Below are 19,459 nucleotides of genomic sequence, written 5' to 3' on the forward strand. Positions count from 1 at the left end.
TCTGTCATTACGCTCCAATTAACGCGATCGGGCCTGCACCCGTCTTCAATTTGCTGGCCTGGGCGGCCCGGGATTTTTCGCCGGCAAACAGCAAGGTGCCGATCAGTTCGGCCTGCTCGCCCAGGGAGGCGGGCACGACCCGCACATTTTCCGTGGCCCGGGCGATCGAAAAGCGCCGCATCGATTCCCGCAGCGGAACCAGGAGGTTATCGCCGGCCCGCATCAGTTCGCCGCCGACGATGACAATTTCCGGATTGAAATAGTTGCACAATGCGCCGACCGAGCGCCCGACCAGGGCACCGGCGTCCGCAAGAATCCGGTTGGCGCCGACATCGCCGGCCACGGCCATCTTCAACATCTCGTCGGAGGAAATCTCGCCATGCGAGGCGCTCAGCGCTTTCGACAAGGCGTTGACCGAAACCTTGGCTTCCAGGCAGCCGCGGCTGCCGCAGCGGCAGACATCGCCGTGCTCGTCGACGACGACGTGACCGAGTTCGCCGGCGATGCCGCTTGCGCCGCGAAACACCCGGCCATTGATGACAACTCCAAGCCCGACGCCAACGGAGAGCAGCACGTAGAGCGCCACCGTCGTCTCCTTGGCCGCACCATAGGTGCTTTCGGCTAGCGCGCCGAGATTGGCGTCATTGTCCATATAGACAGGCAGCCTCAGCCGCCTGGCAAGGCCACCGGGCACATCGGTGCCGACCCAGCGGGCAAGGATCGAACCGGCATGCAATTGGCCGGTCGCCGCATCGACGGGACCGGGAACGCCGATGCCAACGCCCCTGATCTGCTCGCGGTCGGCGCCGGCCGCAGCAATGATCTGCTCGACGGCCGCAGCGGCGAGATCCAGCGCAGCGTCGGCCGGAACTTCGATGTCGAAATCGCAGGAGATCTGCTCGATGATCCGGTAGTTGGCGTCGGATATGGCAGCCTTGATGAAGATGCGGCCGAAGTCGATGCCGATGAAATAGCCTTTGCGGCCGGCAAGTTCGATCAGCGTTCCGGGCCGTCCGGCCACCTTCTGGCCATCGCTGACTTCAGTGCTTTCGAGAATGATTTCATCGGCGACAAGCGACGAGACAAGCGAAGACATGGTGGAGCGGGAGACGCCGAAGAGGCGGGCAAGTGCCGCCCTCGATTGCGGGCCGCCATGGGTAAGCGCATCGATCACACCAGCGCGAAGACGTGTCTGTAGTGGCGTCATTGAAGAGCTCCTCCTTCCCTAGACCTCGTTTGACACAGGCAAATACATCTGTCAAACCCGTACAAATAAATAGCTTTATATGTCCAAATTTGGACAAATGGGGAGATGGATGTGAGTGTATTGCGGATCAAGGCCGGGCGAATTCTCGCCGGCGCAAAACTCGATTCGATCGAGAACGCAGCTCTCGTCGTCGCTGCCGGCAAGATCGTCGCAATCGAAACCGAAACGGATGCTGGTGGCCATGTCATCGATCTCGGTACGGCAACAATGATGCCTGGCATGATCGACTGCCATATGCATACCTTCGGCGTCGACAGCATGCGGCTGAACACACTTGCGACCGAGCGGGAAGCCTATCGCGCGCCGCGGGCGCTGTTCGAATTGCGGCAGATGCTGGAAGCAGGCTTCACCTCGGCGCGCTGCCTCGGATCCACGATTGGCACGGAAGTGCGCCGCGCAATCGACGAGGGCTTTGCGACAGGACCACGGTTGAAAGTAGCCGGCGCCTTCATCTCCTCGACCTCAGGCACCTGGGATTCCAAGGAAGTGCCGCTCGCAGCCGCTCGGCGCAGCGGCGAACTGGCCGATGGCGTCGACGGTGTCCGTCAGGCTGTCCGTGAACGGGTGCGCGACGGTGCCGACTTTATCAAGCTTGGCCTGTCGAAGGGCGGAGTGCACGACCGCTATCATGCCTGGGGCGACGATCCGCTGGCCCAGATCGCGACGTATAGCGCCGACGAAGTCCGGGCCGCTGTCGATGAGGCCCATCGCAATCGCCTGAAGGTCAGCGCCCATGCCATCGGCGAGGCCGCAGTCGCCCTTGCGCTAGAATGCGATGTCGACATTGTCGAGCACGGCTACGGCATATCCGAGGCGACACGCGAAAAGCTGGTCAATACCGGTACCATCGTGGTCTCGACCATTTCGCAGCTGCATTTCCATCGCCTTGCTTACGATCTCTTCCATTATCCAGACTGGGAACGGGCGGTTTACGAGCGCCATTGGGATATCATGAAGCGGGATTTCCAGCTCGGGCTGAAGGCCGGCGTCCGCTTTGCCCTTGGCACAGACCTTGTCGGCGCGCCGACCCATCCTCTGAAGGAAGCGGCGAATGAGTTCATTCTGGCTGTCGACTGGGGCATGACAGCGCTTCAAGCGCTGCAGGCCGGAACCGTGCTGTCCGCCGAAGTGCTGGGAATTGCCGGCGAAACGGGCACCATCGAACCAGGCAAGGCCGCCGATCTTGTCGCCTTTGCCGGCAATCCGCTGGACGATATTTCGGTCGTAATGCAGCCTTTGTTTGTCATGAAGCAGGGTGTAACGATCATTCAGCCCTCTCGGCAGCCGCAATAGCGGCTGCATGCCTTCTTCTCGCCGGCTGATAAATCTTTCTCCGGCAGGCCTCCTTTGCGATAGGCTGAGGCGGTTGGATAAAATCTGCTCCTGGCCCCGAGATCAGGCGAGATAGCGGTTGAACCAGGCAATGGTCCGCTCCCAGGCAAGCTTGGCAGCAGCCTCGTCGTAGCGCGGTGTCGAATCATTGTGAAAGCCGTGATGGACGTCTGGATAGATGTAGGCCTCGTAGGTCTTTCCGGCTTGTTTGAGGTCTGCCTCATAGGCCGGCCAGCCGGAGGTGATACCTGTGTCGAGGCTGGCGTAATGCAGGAGCAGCGGCGTCTTGATGCGGGCGACATCCTCGGCGCGCGGCTGTCGACCGTAGAACGGTACGGCAGCGCTCAACTCCGGGAAGGCCACGGCCGCCGCGTTGGCGACGCCACCGCCATAGCAGAAGCCGGTGATGCCGACCTTGCCGGTCGTCTCGTCGTGATGCATGAGAAAATCGACTGCGGCAAAGAAATCGTTCATCAGCTTTCCCGGGTCGATCTGCTGCTGCAGTTCCTTGCCCTTCTCATCATTTCCGGGATAGCCGCCGACGGCGCTGAGGCCATCGGGTGCCAGCGCCACGAAGCCGGCCTTGGCGACGCGACGTGCGACGTCCTCGATATAGGGATTGAGACCCCTGTTCTCATGACGACGACGATAGCTGGCACCTTGCCCTTGGCATTGACCGGCCGCACCATGTAGGCGCGGATCTGGCCGTTGCCTTGGGGGGACGGATAGCTGATGTACTCGGCGAGAATGTCAGGATCGGTGAATTCGACCTGCTGGGCGAGCGCATAGCCCGGGCTCATCGAGGCGAGGATCGCCGCCGCTGTCAGGCCGCCGATGGCAAATTTTGCGGCGCGATCGAGAAACTCGCGCTTGGTGATTTTTCCATGGGCATAGTAATCGTAGAGTTCGAGCAGCTCTGGCTGAAAGTCCTTTGCGGTCAGGCGGGTCATTGCACTCTCCCTTGGTTCGAACGATCGATGGGGCCATCGCCGGTGTCAGTCAATGCCAGGTCGCAGGACATGGCGGAAACAGCCACTGGCGTCGCTCCCGCCCTCCGATGTCAACGCCCAACGTTGCTGTCTTCTGCCAGCGTGATGTAGCGATCAGCGTCTTCCTGCAGAAGCACATGCGCCTTCAGCGACGCCGTGGCAGCCGTTGACACCGCCTTCACATAGGCGGCATGTTCCTCCAGTGACGGACGCGGATCGTTGTTGGCGATGCGCTCGGCCTTGGTGGCGGCAAAGGGCAGGAAGCTGCCGAAGCCGTCGCAGCCATCGAGTATCGGGTTAGCGCGATTGTTCCAGCCGGTGTAGGTGCCGATCGGTGCCGCGATGTCGGGCAGCCGCATACCGGCGATCGCATTGCCGTCGGCGTCCACCGCTGGCACCATCGTCGGGTATGGCATGCTCACCAGTTTCGGCGGCCAGGTGGTCAGGATGCCGCTGGCTGCCTGTGGGCCGTAGTCGAACAAGTCACCGGTGTGCATCCGGCCTGTCAAGGTGACGCCCGCGATATGCGGGAAGGCAGCGGCTGCTTGCGTCGGCGCGATCAGCGTGCCGTTGTCCTTGCGCGGCACGAGGCTTGGCGGCGGCGTGGTGCCGTTCGAAGTCCATTGGTCGAGCGCCGTCAGCAGCGCCCGTACCGCCTGGTTGCCGACCAACGGATTGCGTTCATAGGCACACACGGCCTTGCCGGTCACCGGAATCCCATCGCCATGTGGCGGGCCGGTGATGAAATAGATGCGGACGCCGTCTATGTCGGCAAGGTCGTTGCCGACGGTGTCGGTATGCGCCAGCGCACCGTCCTTCGCCCAGTACTCATTCTCGGAGTTTGCATCGATTACCAGCGGACAGGTTTTGCTCCTGGTGCAGGCGTCCAGCCAGCCTGCGGTCTTGCCGGTCACCGTGTCCTTCGTATCCTTGTAGGTAAAGGGGAACTCGAATTCGGGGAACCAACGATTGATGCGCTGGCGGTGTGTCCGGTAGGGCTGGGCAAAGCGGTAGTTCAAGTACAGGCCGCTACCACCGCCTTCCCAGTTGAGGACGCCATCGATGGCCCGGATGCCCGTCTCGCTTTGGTTGAACCCCAGTTCGACGTAGTCGTGCAGAAAGCGGCAAGGCTGGGAATCGCAGGTCGCCAATATTTTGTCGACCTTGGGGATCGGCGAGCTCTTGTCGCTGCGCAGGAAGACGGCAAAATCGCGCACGGCGGCGTAGCCAAGGCCCGCGATCTTCGGGTTCTTGGCCTGGTAGACCAAATTGAAGAGTTTGCCCGCCTCGAATTTCGTGCCCGATGGCTTGAGGCTGATGCTCATGCCATCCGGATCGAACTGCCATTTGTCGGCAGCGATCGTCGTCGGCTGGTCATCGACCAGGGTGCGCACCATCAGCGACGCCGTGGCGGTGTCGCTGTCGGCCGTCTGATAGGTCAGCCTGCCCTTCTCGGTCTTGCCATCGTCGACCGCATATTCCTCCATGGCCGGCCCGACGATCGGCGAGCCGTCGGCATTGACGGCAATCGGGACCGTCAGCTTGAAGGGGCCGGCGCCGATGCCGGGCATGTCCGGTGAAACCGAATCCCAGCCGCTGACGGCAATCGTATAACCCTGGCGCATCAGAAAACCGTTGCCGGCATCGGCCTTGCTCAATGGATCGTTGTTGTATTTCGGCGCATCATTGAACAGGCCGAAGGTCAGCATGTTGCCACGGTTGTTGATGTCGTAGACGACCTTGTGGTTGCCCTTCGACGCATCGACGGGCCGGAAAATCATGAAATTCGCCGAATAGCCAACCGGCCCTCCGCTCTTGTCAGCGCCTATATCTACGATTTTCGAATTCAGCGGATTTTTTGGATCGACTGCGCCCTTGATCGTTCCCTCGACCCGCTCATAGGCACCGGCGCTGCCGAACGACTGGCCCTCGAAGGCCGGTTGGACTTTGGTAATGGTGATTTCCGTGACCGCCGCATATGCCGGTATCGCAAAAGATCCAAACGACAGAAAGGCGGCGCACAAGGCCAGCCACTGCAACTTCTTCATAAAATCCCCCCGCTGGGCCAAACCCAGGCATTATCAATTTCACTTCGGACGGCGCGGCTTCTTTCCCGAGGGAAGGTGCGCAAGCCGGCCCAGCGACACTCCTCTATCGCTGTCCGTTAACCTTACTTTGGCGGACCAGGCCCGCAACACACTTTTTTGGCATAGGGCAACGCGCCCAATGACAGTGCCGAAAGTCACGGCAGGATGATTTTTTAGGGCCGGCTTTGCCAACGGTTTCCGGCAACCGAACGCGTGGGCGCACTACCCCTGCGACGGGCCAATGGTGATATGGGCGACCCTCCAACGTTCGATGACCTTGGCGTCGAGCGCGATACCGAGGCCCGGCCCAGTCGGGACGCTGACCGTGCCATCCGCGTTGAGGGCCGGATGGCCGGCAAGATCAAGCAGCGGGTTGGGGCCGACGTCGTATTCCAAATAGGGAAAGGCCGATGTCGGTCCGGCCCGGTGCGTCGCCAAGGTCGACAGCAGATGCAGCGCGGCGTGAAAATTCACCGTGCTACCCCAGATATGAGGGATGACCGGTCGATCGAAAAGTTCCGCGAGGGCGACGACACGCAGCACGCCGGTCAGGCCGCCGCAGATGGCGATATCCGGTTGCAGCACATCGAGGGATCCCCGCTGCAGGAACGGCAGGAAGGCTGCGGCGGAACGATAGGTCTCGCCGCCGGCCAGCGCCGACCGCACTTGTTCGGACACCAGACTGTATCCTGCGACGTCCTGTGGGCTGGCCGGCTCCTCGATCCACAGCAGGTCGGCTTCCTCCATCCGCAGGGCGGTAGCGATGGCATTACGCGGCGTGACCGACTGGTTGAAGTCGACCATGAGCGCGGCGTCCTCGCCGATCTGGCGCCGCGCCGCGATGGCAGCGGCCGCATCGTCAACCGGACTAAAACCGCTACGCATTTTGAAGGCACGGAAGCCGCTGGCGAGATAGCCGTCGATCTCCGGCTCGAAATTGCGATAGGGATGGCCGCCCGGCTTAAAGAATGGACCGCTGGCATAGGCCAGCACCTGTTCGCGCACCGCGCCGCCGAGCAGGGTCGACAGTGGCACGTCGTAGAGGCGGGCGGTAAGATCATGAAGCGCCATGTCCATGGCCGCCACCGCCGTCATGCCCGGCTCACCGCCGGCCGCATCCCGCAGGGTCTGCCAGAGGCGGCCGATATGCGACGGGTCCTGGCCGATAACGCAGGCCGCCAGGCTCGTCTCGATCAGTTTTGCCGCCACCACCGGCGCCACCCAGGCCTCGCCCCATCCGGACACGCCGTCCGCAATGATCTCGACAAGCAGCGTATCGCGGCTGGCGAAGAACATCAGCGCGTTACCGATCGGCTCCGACAGCGGCGCCGACAGAAGATGGAGTTTGACCTGGGTGATTTTCATGCGGTTGCTCTGATGTGACGAGGATCCGGTTTGGGCTTCAGCAGGTCGCGCATGCTATGGCCTAGAACCAGAATGGCGACGGCCGTGACCGCCATGGAGACCGCCAGGAACAGCAGCGATCCCGTAAAACTTCCGGTGGCATCGCGCACCCAGCCGATGATTGACGGGCCGAAGAAGCCGCCAGTGCTGCCGACCGAGTTGACCAGGGCGATGCCGGCGGCAGCGGCGGTGCCGGTCAGCAGCGTCGACGGAAAGATCCAGATGTTCGGCGATGCGCCACCGATGCCGGCAGCGCCGATCGTCAGGCCGATCAGCCCGAGGATCGGATTGCTGGAAAAGGCCGCCAGCGCAAAGCCGATCGCACTGGCAAGAAAAGGACCCGCCGCATGCCAGACGCGGTCGCCGGTCTTGTCGGCATGGAGTCCGACCAAGATCATTGCCAGCACGGTGAACAAAGCTGGAATGGCCGTGACAAATCCCGTCTGCAGGTTCGAAAGGCCAAACTGTTTGACGAATTGCGGCATCCAGACCGCGACCCCGGTCGTACCCATGACCAAGCCAACTGCAATGAGGCACATCAGCAGCACCCTTGGATCGAACAGGGCTTTTTTCACGGAAAAATGCTCGACCGTCTCCTGGGCCTGACGCTCACTGTCGATCTTCGATGCCAGCCAGCTTCGCTCGTCGGCGGTTAGAAAGCTGGCTGTCTTTGGTGAGTCTGGCAGGTAGAAGAGCACGGCCAGTCCCATGATGACCGCCGGAAACGCTTCGATCAAGAACATCCACTGCCATCCAAAAAGTCCGCCTGCGCCGTTGAGGCCCTCTATCACCAGACTGGAGACCGGCGCGCCGATCATCGAGGCAAGTGGCACGGCAATGTTGAAAGTCGCGAACATGCGGGCGCGATAGGCTTTGGGAAACCAAAGCGTTAGAAAGAAGATCATGCCGGGGAAAAACCCGGCTTCTGCAGCGCCCAGCAGAATCCTGACAATGTAGAAGCTGGAAGGATCCCAAACGAAGGCGGTTGCGGCCGACAGTATACCCCAGCTGATCAGGATGCGGGCGATCCACAGCCGGGCGCCGACGCGCGCCAGGATCAGGTTGCTCGGCAGTTCGCAGAGCACGTAGCCAAGAAAGAAGATGCCGGCGCCGAAGCCGAAGGCCGTGGCCGAAAAGCCGAGGTCCTTGCTCATCGTCAGCGCTGCAAAGCCGATATTGACGCGATCAAGAAAGGCGGCGAAATAGCACAGCATCAGAATGGGCAGGATGCGTCTTGCCGCCTTGGCGATAATATCTTTCCGGTCGTCCATAATTTCGTCCCCCCTCAAGGCCCCTCCAGGCCGTTCCTCGTCGACTCGTATGCAACATTGACTTTGACAAACCAAATGAGTTTTTTAAGCGAGTTCACATAGGAATTTCCAATGACGCGCATAACGCTCGCCCAGATTGAGGCTTTCGTCTGGACTGTCGAGCTGGGATCCGCGCAGAAGGCCGCGGACCATCTTCATCTGGCGCAGCCATCCATTTCGCTCCGCCTCAAAGACCTTCGCGATGCGGTCGGAAGCGAGCTCCTGCAACGGACCGGCAAGGGCATGGTTTTGACAGCGGAGGGTCGTGCTTTTCTGCCGAGAGCCCATGTCATCATGACCGAGGTAGGGTCGATGCAGAACAGCGACGCCTCAAACGGCGTCGCCGGCACGATCCGGGTTGGCTTAGCCGAAGGTTTTGCTGTCAACTGCCTGGCACCGCTGCTTGCGGGCCTCCTGGAAGACCATCCGAAACTATCGCCCGAATGGGTGGTATCGACGAGCACGACTCTTGAGACGGCGTTGGTCGACGATGGATTGGATGTCGCCATTCTCCTCAATCCCATCGGGCACGAGAAGGTCACATTGAAGCCGCTCGGGCCGCAGCCGACGAGTTGGGTCGCACCAGCAGCATGGAAGATCGATCGCGCCGTCTCGCCGAAAGACCTTTGGGACAAGCCGATCATCTGCAATCCCTCGCCTTCGGCGATGCATCGGCAGATGAGCTACTGGTTTGCGAACGCCAACATACAACCTGTCAATGTCAGCAGTTGCACAAGCGTGGCGGTCATCGCCGAACTGGTGGCCTCCGGGCTGGGAGCGGCCATCCTGCCGACGCGCATGGCGGCCCGTCATCTGTCAGAAGAAACGATGCAACTGCTGCCGTCCAATCCCGGGATCGAGAACGGCAGACTGTTCGTCGGCTTCCGGAAAGGCACCATCGATCCGAAGGGCATCGCCGTGGAAACCACGACCGCACGGATTCTGGACAAAATCGGATACCATTTGGCCTGATAAGAGCAGGAACAGACAGAAAGCTGGATCCACCGCGACCGCCGCAAAGGCCGCGAAGTCCTCGCGCAGGCCCAGGTCCGCATCGTGCCTCGCCGCCGCCGCTCAGCGTCGTGGAAGATCGAGGCTCGAAACTCCTGATAGTTGCGGATGTCCGCTGGCTTGCATTAATTGAGCGAGTACTGGCCGTTCTAGGGTAGGCCCCCTTGCCCGTCAGCCTTCTTTTAGCGCTTCCGTTCGTCTGCTACGCGCTGCCAGGATATGCCGCCGCATTAAAATTTCGGCGAGCTCCGCGTCTCGGTCAGCGATTGCGTCCACAACGCGGCGGTGCTCGTCGATTGCCCGCAATCTGAGCGGCTTATGCCCAACCGGGGTCCCCCTGTAGAGTTTCAGCAGCGGATAAAGTTCGCCGCAAAGCAAACCGATCAGCATGGGATTCCGGCTGCAGTTTGCAACTGCCACATGAAAGTCCCGATCCAATTGTTCATAGGCACCGTCGGTGGTTTCCATGGCGCCGTCGGATACCGATGTTGGACCAGCGACGGCGGCACGCAAAGCAACAATCTCGGCCTCGGTCGCATTCAGTGCCGCCATGCGTGCTGCCATGCCTTCCAGCGCCTCGCGAACGACGAAGAGTTCCAAAAGCGCCTGTGCTGACGGCTTGATGACGCGCGGTCCCTGGTTGGCCGATCGGGTGATCAGTTTCCTCTCCTGCAAGCGGTGAAGCGCTTCCCTCAGCGGACCGCGGCTAACGCCGTAAGCACGTGCCAAGGCAGGCTCAGAGATCTTTGATCCAGCCGCGAGCTCACCGTCAAGAATGGCAGCGGTAAGGCGTTGGTAGACCTGTTCAGCCAGCGTCATCTCTTTATTGGTTGTTTCCATATCAGTTCCAATCTGTTGACACTTTTGCTCACGAACGGCTAATTACGCCTCAACACTGAACGATTTACCAAGAAGTGTTGACAACTCAAATCCTGGAGTAGAATATGACCTATCATTGGGAGGATACAATGACGACACCTAAATCATCGACGCCAGCGGCACGACTGCGGGCTCTTTTGGCAGAGCCGGGCATCCTGGTCTGCCCAGGCGTCTTCGATGGCTATAGTCTCAGGCTCATCGAGCAGATGGGATTCAAGACCGCGAATATTACCGGCGCAGGTCTCAGTGAAAGCAATCTCGGTTGGGCTGACGTCGGCATCATGGGCTACGCAGAAAATGTTCGCGCTTCCGGTGCATTGGCTGCGATCAGCACGATCCCGCTGTCTGCAGACGGCGACACTGGATATGGCAATGCACTTAACGTGTATTTCACCGTCCAGGGGTTCGATCGCGCTGGCATCGCCTGCTTGCTGATCGAAGACCAGGTATGGCCGAAGCGTTGCGGCCACATGGAAGGCAAGCAAGTCATTTCCGCAGAGGAGCATGTCGAGAAAATCCAGGCGGCTGCCGAGGCTCGCATAGATCCCGACTTCGTTATCAAGGCCCGCACAGACTCGACCGCTATTTACGGTGTCGGTGAAGCTATCCGCCGCCTGAACCTCTACGCGGAAGCCGGTGCCGACATGCTTTTTGCCGATGCCTTGCGTTCTGCCGAGGACATAGCGACCGTCGCGCGGAACGTCAGCAAGCCGCTTTCCGTCAATATGGGTTTTGGTATCCGTCAGCGATCCACAACACCACTGCTTTCAGCCCGCCAGCTTGAGGACATGGGCGTTAAGGCAGTCTCTTATCCCCGCATGCTGACGGCTGCCGCGATTCAGGGCATGAAAAACGCTCTTGATGTTTTCGGCCAGTCTATCCGGGAAGAACGGGTCATCGAGCGGCCCGATCTGCTGGTCCCCTTCGACGAGCTGAACGATCTGATGGGAATGACCCATCTCGAAGAGCTTCAGAAGACCTTCGCACCCGTCGGACTCAAGCCATAACTGAGGGAGCGGCGACGTGGGAAATTCCTTCGAGACACTCCGTAATCTTAGTGCGGACATACAGTATCACAGCCTCGATGCGCTTGCTGAAGCGCTTGATGTCGATCTTCGCAGAATGCCGGTATCGCTCAAGGTACTTCTGGAAAATCTGGTTCGTTACGAAGATGATGTCACTGTTTCCCGTGAGGACATTTCGACGCTCGCGCGCTGGCCTGCAAACGACGCACTGACGCGAGAACTTGCCTTCCATCCGGCGCGCGTTCTGATGCCGGACTCATCGGGTGTTCCGCTGCTGATCGATCTGGCCGCAATGCGGGATGCCATGGTCGCCCGGGGTCTCGACCCTCGCCGTGTCGATCCGGTGGTGCCGACGGAAATGGTTATCGATCATTCCGTGCGGGCAGACTTCACCGCATCGGCCGACGCGTTCGGCAAGAACCTTGCCAATGAGCTTGAGCGCAATAAAGAGCGGTATGGCGTGGTGCGTTGGGCCATGTCGCAATTCAAGAACCTTCGTGTCGTGCCGCCGGGCAACGGCATCGTCCATCAGGTGAATATCGAATATTTCGCCCAGGTGGTGTCGCTTGCGCCGCATGGAAATGGGCGGATTGCCTTTCCCGACAGCTTGGTGGGAATGGACAGCCATACGCCGATGGTCAATGGCATGGGCGTCTTCGGATGGGGCGTCGGCGGCATCGAGGCAGCAACGGCGATGTTCAACCAGCCGGTCGGCTTGCAGACGCCGAGGGTGGTCGGTTGTCGCTTGGTTGGCGAGCCGCGCCCCGGGGTGATGTGTACCGATATCGTTCTGTCCCTGACCCGCTTCCTGCGGAACGCCAATGTACTCGCGGCAGTCGTCGAATTCTGTGGTCCGGCAGTCGGGCACCTGACACTGCCTGACCGCGCGACGATCGCCAATATGGCCGCAGAATACGGGGCGACGATGGGATTCTTTCCTGTCGATGCCGAAACCCTCCGCTATCTCAAGCAAACCGGCAGGACTGCCGAACATATCGATCTGGTCGAGCGCTACACCAAGGCCCAGGGCCTGTGGCGTTCGGAAGAACCGCTGTTTCAGGACATTTTGGAATTCGACATCTCTGGCGTCGAGGCCTGCCTCGCCGGGCCCTCGCGACCCGAAAGCCTCGTTCCGCTTAGGGATGTTCCGGATCGCTTTCGCAGCGCCTATAGCGAGTTCGGCGCGGGAGAAACACCGCCTCCGAGCCCGAGCATCGCGCGGCGGCCGCTGCAGCATGGTGATATCGCCATAGCGTCGATTGCATCCTGCACAAACACCGCAAATCCGCATCAGGTCATTGCCGCCGGTCTTCTTGCCCGTAATGCGGTCGCCCGTGGCCTGGCAGTCAAGCCGTGGATCAAGACGTCCTTTTCGCCGGGTTCGCGCGTGGTTCCGGCGATGCTCGACAAAGCAGACCTTTCGTCGTCTCTTGATGCACTCGGATTCAACGTCGTTGGCTTCGGCTGCATGAGTTGTGGCAGCAGCGCCGGCGCGCTGGCAGCCGATGTGGCGGCCGAAATTGCCGACAGCAAATTGGTGATGGCCGGCGTCATATCGAGCAACCGCAATTTCGATGGGCGTCTCAGTGCTTCCGTGCGCGGCACGTTTCTGGCCTCCCCGCCGCTTGTCGTCGCCTATGCGTTGTCGGGCTCGGTGCTTGGCGATCTGACGACGATGCCGCTTGGAGAAGATCGATCCGGCATGCCGGTCTACCTTGCCGATATCTGGCCCTCGGACTCCGAAATTCAGCGTGTCGTTGCAGCGTCTTTGACCGAGGACCTGTTCCGAAATGCTTATGATGTCTTTGCGGATCCAGGTCCGGAATGGTCGCGGATCCAGTCCGGAACGGAAAACGTCTTTCCGTGGGATCCGGAAAGCATGTTTTTGCGGGCGCCACCCTTTCTGGATTTGCCCGGTGAAACGGACGCGCCCATCCTGGATGCGCGCATCCTGCTGCTGCTCGGCGACGACATCAATACGGATCACATATCCCCCGGCAATCTCATTCCGGCCAACACGGATGCCGGTGTCTATCTTTCCGAACATGCCGTCGCGCCGGAGCGGTTTGGCACCTATATCAGCCGTCGTGCCAACCATGAGGTCATGGTTCGCGGAACCTTTGCCAATCTCAGGCTCAAGAATGAGATGCTGCGGGGGCGCGAGGGTGGCTTTACGCGCCATCAGCCCGACGGCGAGATCATGACCGTGTTTCAAGCGTCTGAACGCTATGCCGCCGAGGGCCGGCAGGTCATCGTCGTTGCAGGCCGAAATTATGGTTGCGGATCTTCCAGGGATTGGGCGGCGAAGGGCACGCGCCTGCTTGGGGTGCGTGCGGTCATTGCCGAGAGCTTCGAGCGAATCCATCGGTCCAACCTGGTGGGAATGGGTGTCTTGCCGCTGCAATTTCCGCTCGGCATGAATCGCAAGACGCTTAGACTGACCGGCGCCGAGAGCTTCGATGTTCCCGATATCTCCGTCGCCTTGATCCCGGGCGGCAGGGTGCCGGTAGTGATCCATCGCCCAGGTGGCGAAACGGAGACCATTCATCTTGTTTCACGTGTTGACACCAAACGGGAAGCCGAATGGGTTTGCCATGGCGGTATCCTTCCCTATGTTCTCAATCAGTTGGTAGCAGCATGACCACGACGCGTCCCAGTCTGACTTCCCGCATATGCGACGAGATCGTCACTGCGGCTTCGGCTCCACTTGCGGGAGACGTCCAGCGAGCTGCCCGGCAGCTTTTTCTCGATGGCATTTCGGTTGCCGTGGCTGGTGCCCGCCTGGAGGAAGCGCCGCGCCTGCTCCTCGATCATTTCGAAGATTCGTTGACCGGCAACGGCGGCGGCAGCACCGCGAGCGTGTTTGGGCTCAATACACGGCTTGGCACAGTCCCGGCAGCGCTTGTCAACGGCGCGTCGATGCATGTGCTGGACTTCGAGCCCATGTGGCTGCCGGCGACACACGCCCTTTCGCCGGCACTAGCCCCGACGCTCGCCCTTGGGCAGGCGCTGGGTGGCGATGGTGCCAAGATGCTGAAGGCCATCGTCCTCGGTATCGAAATCCAGGGCCGCTTGCGCCAGGCCGCCGGCAAGCTGCAGTCGCACGAGCTGAAATTCCATCCGCCGGGCTTTGTCGGACCGATCGGCGCTGCCGTTGCGTCCGGTTTTCTGCTCGACTTTGACGCCGGGCAATATGCCAATGCGATCGGCATAGCTGGGTCCCGTTGCGGTAGCCTATTCGCCAATCTCGGCACGATGACAAAGTCCAGTCACACTGCATATGCCGCAGCGATGGGGCTCGAAGCGGCCCTGCTGACGCGCCGCGGCTTTACCGGCACCAAGACCTTGTTCGATCCTGCTCCGCAGAGTTATGGGGAAGCCTTCTTCCCGAACGGGTTCAATGCGGAGCAACTTCTTGATTTTGGAAAGCCGTTCCGCGTGGTCGATCCCGGCTATGCGATCAAGATCTTTCCGGCAAAATTCTCGACGCATTATGCGATCACAGCTGCGTTGATGGCACGCCCGCAGGTCCCGGCTATTGAGGCAATCAAGACCGTGCGGATTCGAGCAGCTGACGTGCCGTCCAGTGATCGGCCCAATCCCGCTTCTGGGCTGGATGGCAAATTCAGCCTCCAATATACGGCAGCTGCCGCTTTGCTGGATGGCAATGTCGGCCTTGCCAGCTTCACCGACGACATGTTGAGAAGACCGGACATGCAGGCATTGCTCGGCAAGATGCAGGTGACATTGTCGCGAGAGATCCCAAGCATATACACCGACGGCCGATACCTCGATCTTGAGGTGGAGTTGGAAGACGGCCGCATCATCGCGACGCGGTGCGACAGACCACGCGGCTCCTGGGGTGCGCCGCCGATCACCGAGGAAGAACATCACGGCAAAGCCCGCGATTGTCTCGCAACCTGGTTGGACGCTCAAAGCGTAGAGCGTTTCGTTGATGGTTGCGACCGCATTGCCGAGCTTGATGCTGCCGAAGTGTCGATGCTTCTGGACCTTGCGAGTACGGGAGGTCGCGTCGCATGCTGATGATCGACAATGAAGTCGTCGCCAAGGTGCTGACCACCAGGGACTGCATCGACATCCAGGAACGCGCTTTTGCGGGCATTCTGACCGGGGCCTCGGTTTCGCGTCCGCGGCTCGACACCTTCATGCCGGCAGCTGACGACGATTCTTACTACCGTTTCGGATCAGTGGAGGGCGCTGCGGAAGGTGTCATGCCGTGAGACTGAAATCCGACGTGATGAGCTGGCCGCGCCGCCCGGATGGTAGCTGGTCGGAAAAGAAATATTGCATGCAGCCCGGCACTTACTGTGGGCTCGTGCTGCTGTTCAGCACGGCAGACGGAGAGCCGCTGGCAATCATAAGCGATGGCCACCTTCAGCATGTGCGCGTGGGTGCTGCTGCCGGCCTTGGCGCGAAATTGCTTTCTCGGCCGGACTCCCATCGTCTTGGCCTGATCGGATCAGGCGGAATGGCCGAGACTTTGCTGGAAGCCATGCTCGCCATCCGACCGATCGACACCGTCCGTCTCTACAGCCGCACCGAGGCAAACCGCCAGGCATTTGCGGCGCGAATGGGTGAAAAGCTCGGCGTACGAATAGATGTTGTCGATAGCGCGCAAGAAGCGGCACAAGGCGCAGACATCCTGGCCGCGGCGACCGACAGCATGTCACCGGTCATCGAAGCCGAATGGTTGGAACCCGGCATGCATGTCGTCGGGATTGGTCCAATCGATCTCGCCCCGGCCTGCGAGGCCCGTATCGATCTCGTAGTCCGCCAGGGCGAGGAAGCCTTTGATATGCCGGAGAGCGGAGCCTTCCGTCGAGATCTGGGCCACAGCCGAAGCGCCTTTGTTGGCGGCAGTCCGGAAGAGCAGCGCCGCCTGCCGCCGGTTATGCCAAAGCAGCGATCCCACCGAACCTGGCCATTTTATGCTGATGTAATTTCAGGTCGGGCAGATGGACGGACGAGTCCTGACCAGATCACCCAATACCGACCGGTTGGCAACTGGGGCATCCAGTTTGCAGCCTGCGGTGCGCTCGCCTATCGCGAAGCCAAGGCCCGTGGCCTTGGACGCGAATTGCCGACAGAATGGTTTGTGCAATGCATAAAGAACTAGACCCCGCCACGGCCACGTCCCTGCCTGTTATAACGATTGGCCTGCGCCGTGTTGCCGTCGATATAGCGCATCTCGCTTTCGCAACCGCAATCGCCGCCTGGTGTGGCTGGTACGCATTCGATGCATGGAGCGCGCAAAAAACCGTTGCAAACCTGATCATGATCGTGCCGTCCACGGTCGGCGGCATCATCCTCTATGTGTTTGTGGCGGTTGGCTGTTTTCACAGCCTCAACTTGCGGCAGCCTGAGGTCCTTTGCGAGCGCAGTCCGCTGGAAAGGGGCAAGGGACTGAAGATTGCCGGAACGATGGCGATGCTGTTCGGCTTCGTCATCGTCAGCCCTACTGTCGGGTTCGACGTTGCCTGTCTTCTTTATGTCGGCGGCATGCTGATTTTCCTGGGTGAGCGGCGCCCGCTTCCGCTGATCCTCATTCCGGTCATCTTCTGCGCTATTGCCATCTACTGCTTCAGCCAGATCCTCTACACACCTCTGCCACTCTTCTTCTTTGGAGGAGACAACTGATGATCGATTTCAACGCGCTCATGTCGGCGTTCCATCTCCTCGGTGGCTCATGGGAACCTTGGCTTGTTGTGGTTCCCGGCATTCTCATCGGCTTGGCCATCCATGCCGTTCCGGGCCTGACCACCTCTATGGCGCTGGCCATCTGCCTGCCGCTCATTCCGTACATGGATTTCTTGCAGGCGCTGATCTTCATGACGGCCATGTATGGCGGCGCATTGTTCGGTGTGGCCATTCCAGCGGTGCTCCTCAACGTTCCGGGTTCCGCCGCGGCGGTTGGTACGACGTTCGACGGCTTTCCGATGGCACAGGCCGGCAAGCACAACGAAGCGCTTGGGCTGGCGCTATGCTCGTCCTGCCGTGGTCAATTGCTCGCTTATCTGATCCTGCTCGTCCTTGCCGAACCGATCGCCAATTTTTCGATCAAACTCGGCCCTCCTGAAATGCTGGTGGTCTCCATTTGGGGGCTGACACTAATTGCCCGCCTGCGCGGCAGGCATCTTGCCCGTGGCCTGTTTGCCGGCATTTTCGGATTGCTGCTCGGCACCGTGGGCATGAGCGCCCAAGGTGCTGCACGCGGCACGTTCGGTATTGCGGAAATGCTGGACGGCGTTCCCCTCGTACCCGCAATCGTCGGCCTGTTTGCGGCAGCCGAGCTCTTCAATCTTGTCGGACGCGACTACATCATCACGGACACCACGCGGCGCGGTGTGAACGCGCGGCGGATCCTCGCCGGCGTAGCGGAAACCTTTCGGCATCCCGGCACCGTTCTTCGGGGCGCGTTGCTGGGTACGGGCATCGGCATATTGCCGGGCGGCCACGCGATCGCCAACCTCCTGTCCTATTCCGAGGCGCGTCGCGCCGCCAAGGATCCGGAAAGCTTCGGCACTGGCGATCCGCGCGGCATCATTGCAGCCGAGTCCGCCAATGCCAGTTCGGAAGGAGGTTCGATGGCAACGCTGTTGGCCCTCGGCATCCCGACCGGCGGTGCCACAGCGGTGATGCTGGTGGCTTTTGGCATGCATGACATTACCGATGGCCCCGCTTTCATGCGTGACCACAAAGACATCGTCTACGCTGTTATTCTCTCAAGCCTGGCGCAGGTCTTCATTCTCGGCATCCTTGGTTTCTGCTTCATTTTCGTCGCTGGTTTCATCGTCAAGGTCCGACTGCGCGCATTGGTGCCGATTGTTCTGGCACTTGCGGTGATAGGGAGCTTCGCCCTCGCGCAAAACATGGCAGGGCCCATCACACTGGCGATATTCGCGATCATTGGTTGGCTGATGCAGCGGTTCGACTATCCAGTTGCGGCCGCCGTCGTGGGACTGCTGCTAGTGGATGGAATCTAACGCTTGGTGCCCGCGTTTAACGGCGGCGATGATTTTGTCGGGATCGGCGGTCCAAGTGAAGGGCTTTGGCTTTTTGTTGTGCTCAACGAGGAAACGGTTGATGGCGGCCTGGAGATCGACGACGGAATGGAAAACGCCGCGTTTCAGACGCCGCTTCGACAGCCTGGCGAAGAAACCCTCCACCGCGTTGAGCCATGAGCTTGAAGTCGGAGTGAAGTGGAAGGTGAAACGCTCGTGACGGTCGAGCCAGGCTCTCACCTTGGGATGCTTGTGGGCAGCATAGTTGTCGAGGATGACGTGGACGGCCTTGTCGTCCGGCACCTGGGCGTTAATGGCGTTGAGGAAGCGGATGAACTCCTGATGACGATGACGCTGCATGTTGCGACCGATGACGGTGCCGTCGAGCACGTTGAGGGCGGCAAACAGCGTGGTTGTGCCGTGCCGCTTGTAGTCGTGGGTCATGGTGCCGAGCCGACCCTTCTTCATCGGCAGGCCCGGCTGGGTGCGGTCGAGCGCCTGGATTTGGCTTTTCTCATCGACCGACAACACGACGGCGTGGGCTGGCGGATCAACATAGAGGCCGACAACGTCTCGCAGCTTGTCGACGAATTTCGGGTCGTTGGACAATTTGAACTGCCGCCACCGATGAGGTGCGAGGCCATGCGCTTTCCAGATACGCCTGACTGCGCTGGCGCTGATGCCGGCGGCCGTCGCCATCATGTCGGCCGTCCAGTGCGTCGTCTCGCCCGGCGGATCAGCCAGCGTCAGGGCCACCACACGCTCGGCGACATCGGGTCCGAGCCGCACAATACGCGACGGCCGCGTCTTGTCGCGCAGGAGACCCTCGACGCCTTCTGTGGCGAAGCGCTCTTGCCAGCGCCATACGCAGGTCTTCGATTTGCCGGTCTGGCGCATAATCTCGACAGTCCCGACGCCATCGGCACTCAGCAGGATGATCTCGGCCCGCCAGACGTGCTTTTGGGGCGCATTGCGATCCCTGGTCAAGGCCATCAGGCGTTGGTGATCTGTTGGCGAAACGGTGAACGATATTCCTGTGCGCATGCGCCAGACTCGCATGCCAACCCAGCAAATGGAATCCCATACAGGACTCTTATGTCAGGCGGTAACCACTAGGACGGCTGACGGAAGGC

At 60.6% G+C, this 19,459-nt stretch carries 15 protein-coding genes and 1 pseudogene; 9 read left to right on the forward strand and 7 right to left on the reverse strand.

From position 1 onward, the window contains the following. Window positions 1–7 precede the first annotated feature (7 nt). A complete protein-coding gene (locus J5278_RS18835) occupies window positions 8–1,207 on the reverse strand; it encodes an ROK family transcriptional regulator (RefSeq protein ID WP_209185924.1) in 1,200 nt (399 codons plus the stop codon). Between the two features lie 111 nt (window positions 1,208–1,318). On the opposite strand from J5278_RS18835, the gene J5278_RS18840 reads away from it, so the two are divergent. Next, window positions 1,319–2,560, forward strand: coding sequence for an amidohydrolase family protein (locus J5278_RS18840; protein WP_209185923.1), 1,242 nt, complete (start codon window positions 1,319–1,321; stop codon window positions 2,558–2,560). A gap of 102 nt (window positions 2,561–2,662) precedes the next feature. Here J5278_RS18840 and yghX read toward each other — a convergent pair. The 4 genes and pseudogenes from yghX to J5278_RS18860 form a co-directional block, all read right to left on the reverse strand. Next, window positions 2,663–3,549: pseudogene (gene yghX, locus J5278_RS18845) on the reverse strand (YghX family hydrolase). Between the two features lie 110 nt (window positions 3,550–3,659). Then, the gene (locus tag J5278_RS18850; RefSeq protein ID WP_209188153.1) at window positions 3,660–5,636 is read right to left on the reverse strand and encodes an alpha/beta hydrolase domain-containing protein; all 1,977 of its coding nucleotides are present in this window, start codon (window positions 5,634–5,636) and stop codon (window positions 3,660–3,662) included. Between the two features lie 261 nt (window positions 5,637–5,897). Beyond that, window positions 5,898–7,040, reverse strand: a complete 1,143-nt coding sequence (locus tag J5278_RS18855; RefSeq protein ID WP_209185920.1) for a mandelate racemase/muconate lactonizing enzyme family protein — start codon at window positions 7,038–7,040, stop codon at window positions 5,898–5,900. After that, window positions 7,037–8,350 (reverse strand): MFS transporter, encoded by a 1,314-nt coding sequence (locus J5278_RS18860; RefSeq protein WP_209185919.1) that lies wholly within the window; start codon window positions 8,348–8,350, stop codon window positions 7,037–7,039. The genes J5278_RS18855 and J5278_RS18860 overlap by 4 nt, the downstream gene beginning before the upstream one ends. Before the next feature lie 111 nt (window positions 8,351–8,461). Here J5278_RS18860 and J5278_RS18865 point away from each other — a divergent pair, with 111 nt between their 5' ends. Further along, window positions 8,462–9,361, forward strand: coding sequence for a LysR family transcriptional regulator (locus tag J5278_RS18865; protein WP_209185918.1), 900 nt, complete (start codon window positions 8,462–8,464; stop codon window positions 9,359–9,361). Window positions 9,362–9,571: 210 nt separating this feature from the next. Here the strand turns inward: J5278_RS18865 and J5278_RS18870 are convergent, their stop codons facing one another. After that, on the reverse strand, window positions 9,572–10,240 hold the full coding sequence (locus J5278_RS18870) for a GntR family transcriptional regulator (protein WP_247749393.1): 669 nt from the start codon (window positions 10,238–10,240) through the stop codon (window positions 9,572–9,574). Between the two features lie 128 nt (window positions 10,241–10,368). Between J5278_RS18870 and J5278_RS18875 the strand changes: the two genes are divergently transcribed. Genes J5278_RS18875 through J5278_RS18905 form a run of 7 tightly spaced genes read left to right on the forward strand, consistent with a single transcriptional unit; the run spans window position 10,369 to window position 18,308 of the window. Next, the gene (locus J5278_RS18875; protein WP_209185917.1) at window positions 10,369–11,286 is read left to right on the forward strand and encodes an oxaloacetate decarboxylase; all 918 of its coding nucleotides are present in this window, start codon (window positions 10,369–10,371) and stop codon (window positions 11,284–11,286) included. Window positions 11,287–11,302: 16 nt separating this feature from the next. Next, window positions 11,303–13,945 (forward strand): aconitate hydratase AcnA, encoded by a 2,643-nt coding sequence (gene acnA / locus J5278_RS18880; RefSeq protein WP_209185916.1) that lies wholly within the window; start codon window positions 11,303–11,305, stop codon window positions 13,943–13,945. Then, the gene (locus J5278_RS18885) at window positions 13,942–15,348 is read left to right on the forward strand and encodes an MmgE/PrpD family protein (RefSeq protein WP_209185915.1); all 1,407 of its coding nucleotides are present in this window, start codon (window positions 13,942–13,944) and stop codon (window positions 15,346–15,348) included. The genes acnA and J5278_RS18885 overlap by 4 nt, the downstream gene beginning before the upstream one ends. Beyond that, window positions 15,342–15,545: a hypothetical protein gene (locus J5278_RS18890; protein ID WP_209185914.1), complete on the forward strand. Its 204-nt coding sequence runs from the start codon at window positions 15,342–15,344 to the stop codon at window positions 15,543–15,545. The genes J5278_RS18885 and J5278_RS18890 overlap by 7 nt, the downstream gene beginning before the upstream one ends. Beyond that, window positions 15,542–16,441, forward strand: coding sequence for an ornithine cyclodeaminase family protein (locus tag J5278_RS18895; RefSeq protein WP_209185913.1), 900 nt, complete (start codon window positions 15,542–15,544; stop codon window positions 16,439–16,441). Before J5278_RS18890 ends, J5278_RS18895 begins: the two co-directional genes overlap by 4 nt. Beyond that, window positions 16,426–16,962 carry a tripartite tricarboxylate transporter TctB family protein gene (locus tag J5278_RS18900; RefSeq protein ID WP_209185912.1) on the forward strand — a complete coding sequence of 179 codons (537 nt, stop codon included), beginning with the start codon at window positions 16,426–16,428 and terminating at the stop codon, window positions 16,960–16,962. The genes J5278_RS18895 and J5278_RS18900 overlap by 16 nt, the downstream gene beginning before the upstream one ends. Continuing rightward, window positions 16,962–18,308, forward strand: coding sequence for a tripartite tricarboxylate transporter permease (locus tag J5278_RS18905; protein ID WP_209185911.1), 1,347 nt, complete (start codon window positions 16,962–16,964; stop codon window positions 18,306–18,308). The genes J5278_RS18900 and J5278_RS18905 overlap by 1 nt, the downstream gene beginning before the upstream one ends. On the opposite strand, the gene J5278_RS18910 is transcribed toward J5278_RS18905, so the two are convergent. After that, complete coding sequence (locus J5278_RS18910) at window positions 18,291–19,370, reverse strand: IS630 family transposase (protein WP_111223089.1); 1,080 nt, start codon at window positions 19,368–19,370, stop codon at window positions 18,291–18,293. The genes J5278_RS18905 and J5278_RS18910 overlap by 18 nt on opposite strands. Window positions 19,371–19,459: the final 89 nt, after the last annotated feature.

The sequence above is a fragment of the Rhizobium sp. B21/90 genome, assembly GCF_019355815.1.
In the GTDB taxonomy this organism is placed as follows: domain Bacteria; phylum Pseudomonadota; class Alphaproteobacteria; order Rhizobiales; family Rhizobiaceae; genus Rhizobium; species Rhizobium rhododendri.

Bases quoted from the DNA above. Each gene is read 5' to 3' on its own strand.
- J5278_RS18910 (WP_111223089.1), bottom strand. From the start codon at position 19,370: ATGCGCACAGGAATATCGTTCACCGTTTCGCCAACAGATCACCAACGC.
- J5278_RS18860 (WP_209185919.1), bottom strand. From the start codon at position 8,350: ATGGACGACCGGAAAGATATTATCGCCAAGGCGGCAAGACGCATCCTG.
- J5278_RS18865 (WP_209185918.1), top strand. From the start codon at position 8,462: ATGACGCGCATAACGCTCGCCCAGATTGAGGCTTTCGTCTGGACTGTC.
- J5278_RS18905 (WP_209185911.1), top strand. From the start codon at position 16,962: ATGATCGATTTCAACGCGCTCATGTCGGCGTTCCATCTCCTCGGTGGC.
- J5278_RS18890 (WP_209185914.1), top strand. From the start codon at position 15,342: ATGCTGATGATCGACAATGAAGTCGTCGCCAAGGTGCTGACCACCAGG.
- J5278_RS18835 (WP_209185924.1), bottom strand. From the start codon at position 1,207: ATGACGCCACTACAGACACGTCTTCGCGCTGGTGTGATCGATGCGCTT.
- J5278_RS18855 (WP_209185920.1), bottom strand. From the start codon at position 7,040: ATGAAAATCACCCAGGTCAAACTCCATCTTCTGTCGGCGCCGCTGTCG.
- J5278_RS18875 (WP_209185917.1), top strand. From the start codon at position 10,369: ATGACGACACCTAAATCATCGACGCCAGCGGCACGACTGCGGGCTCTT.
- J5278_RS18870 (WP_247749393.1), bottom strand. From the start codon at position 10,240: ATGGAAACAACCAATAAAGAGATGACGCTGGCTGAACAGGTCTACCAA.
- J5278_RS18900 (WP_209185912.1), top strand. From the start codon at position 16,426: ATGCATAAAGAACTAGACCCCGCCACGGCCACGTCCCTGCCTGTTATA.
- J5278_RS18885 (WP_209185915.1), top strand. From the start codon at position 13,942: ATGACCACGACGCGTCCCAGTCTGACTTCCCGCATATGCGACGAGATC.
- J5278_RS18850 (WP_209188153.1), bottom strand. From the start codon at position 5,636: ATGAAGAAGTTGCAGTGGCTGGCCTTGTGCGCCGCCTTTCTGTCGTTT.